The following is a 2,230-nucleotide window of genomic DNA, read 5'->3' as shown; positions in this document are numbered from 1 at the left end:
GAGGCAGGTGCTTAGAATCACGCCTCTTTCGCGCTAACGGAAACGCGGCGCGGGAGAAGGGAAGCGGTGCTGTTGAAGTCGGTTTTATCGATTCCAGTGCTGACGAAATTAAACCGCAGTCGTCGCAACGAAGTAGTTAAAAAAGTTGTTGACGGATTTAAAAAAACGGTTGATAATCTCGCTTCTCTGCTGCTGAAAACGCAGCGCTGCCGGGAAACACGAAGTTCCTCGCAGAATGCTCTTTAAAAATTAACAGCCGATAAGTGTGGGCGCTTGATGGCAGCGAGCTGATCCTCGGATCAGATAGCGAAAGTATCAAGAGTCTCACACTAAAGTAAGTCAGGTTTATGAAGTGATTCATATTCCTGTCAGCTTTGAGTGAGCGACCGGTTCTTAACTGAACCGAAAACAGTAACAGGTTTAAACTGAAGAGTTTGATCCTGGCTCAGATTGAACGCTGGCGGCATGCCTTACACATGCAAGTCGAACGGCAGCACGGGTGCTTGCACCTGGTGGCGAGTGGCGAACGGGTGAGTAATACATCGGAACATGTCCTGTAGTGGGGGATAGCCCGGCGAAAGCCGGATTAATACCGCATACGATCTACGGATGAAAGCGGGGGACCTTCGGGCCTCGCGCTATAGGGTTGGCCGATGGCTGATTAGCTAGTTGGTGGGGTAAAGGCCTACCAAGGCGACGATCAGTAGCTGGTCTGAGAGGACGACCAGCCACACTGGGACTGAGACACGGCCCAGACTCCTACGGGAGGCAGCAGTGGGGAATTTTGGACAATGGGCGAAAGCCTGATCCAGCAATGCCGCGTGTGTGAAGAAGGCCTTCGGGTTGTAAAGCACTTTTGTCCGGAAAGAAATCCTTGGCTCTAATACAGTCGGGGGATGACGGTACCGGAAGAATAAGCACCGGCTAACTACGTGCCAGCAGCCGCGGTAATACGTAGGGTGCGAGCGTTAATCGGAATTACTGGGCGTAAAGCGTGCGCAGGCGGTTTGCTAAGACCGATGTGAAATCCCCGGGCTCAACCTGGGAACTGCATTGGTGACTGGCAGGCTAGAGTATGGCAGAGGGGGGTAGAATTCCACGTGTAGCAGTGAAATGCGTAGAGATGTGGAGGAATACCGATGGCGAAGGCAGCCCCCTGGGCCAATACTGACGCTCATGCACGAAAGCGTGGGGAGCAAACAGGATTAGATACCCTGGTAGTCCACGCCCTAAACGATGTCAACTAGTTGTTGGGGATTCATTTCCTTAGTAACGTAGCTAACGCGTGAAGTTGACCGCCTGGGGAGTACGGTCGCAAGATTAAAACTCAAAGGAATTGACGGGGACCCGCACAAGCGGTGGATGATGTGGATTAATTCGATGCAACGCGAAAAACCTTACCTACCCTTGACATGGTCGGAATCCCGCTGAGAGGTGGGAGTGCTCGAAAGAGAACCGGCGCACAGGTGCTGCATGGCTGTCGTCAGCTCGTGTCGTGAGATGTTGGGTTAAGTCCCGCAACGAGCGCAACCCTTGTCCTTAGTTGCTACGCAAGAGCACTCTAAGGAGACTGCCGGTGACAAACCGGAGGAAGGTGGGGATGACGTCAAGTCCTCATGGCCCTTATGGGTAGGGCTTCACACGTCATACAATGGTCGGAACAGAGGGTTGCCAACCCGCGAGGGGGAGCTAATCCCAGAAAACCGATCGTAGTCCGGATTGCACTCTGCAACTCGAGTGCATGAAGCTGGAATCGCTAGTAATCGCGGATCAGCATGCCGCGGTGAATACGTTCCCGGGTCTTGTACACACCGCCCGTCACACCATGGGAGTGGGTTTTACCAGAAGTGGCTAGTCTAACCGCAAGGAGGACGGTCACCACGGTAGGATTCATGACTGGGGTGAAGTCGTAACAAGGTAGCCGTATCGGAAGGTGCGGCTGGATCACCTCCTTTCCAGAGCTATCTCGCAAAGTTGAGCGCTCACGCTTATCGGCTGTAAATTTAAAGACAGACTCAGGGGTCTGTAGCTCAGTCGGTTAGAGCACCGTCTTGATAAGGCGGGGGTCGTTGGTTCGAATCCAACCAGACCCACCATTGTCTGACGTGTCGGTGATCGTTAGCGCTTTAGCGATTACGAGCAACCCATGCCGATAGGCTGTAGTACCTGAGGTTATCTGTACTCATGGGGGCATAGCTCAGCTGGGAGAGCACCTGCTTTGCAAGCAGGG

1 tRNA gene and 1 rRNA gene are annotated in these 2,230 nt (G+C 53.3%); both read left to right on the top strand.

The annotated features are described in order from the left end of the window. The first annotated feature begins 422 nt into the window (after positions 1–422). Positions 423–1,955, top strand: a 16S ribosomal RNA gene (locus ACGF5O_RS49040). Between the two features lie 64 nt (positions 1,956–2,019). Continuing rightward, positions 2,020–2,096: transfer RNA gene (locus ACGF5O_RS49035), tRNA-Ile, on the top strand. Positions 2,097–2,230 lie beyond the last annotated feature (134 nt).

Source organism: Streptomyces sp. NPDC048291, assembly GCF_043201715.1.
GTDB lineage: Bacteria > Actinomycetota > Actinomycetes > Streptomycetales > Streptomycetaceae > Streptomyces.
The sequence above is the reverse complement of the archived record's forward strand: the minus strand, read 5'-3'. Positions and strand labels throughout refer to the sequence as shown.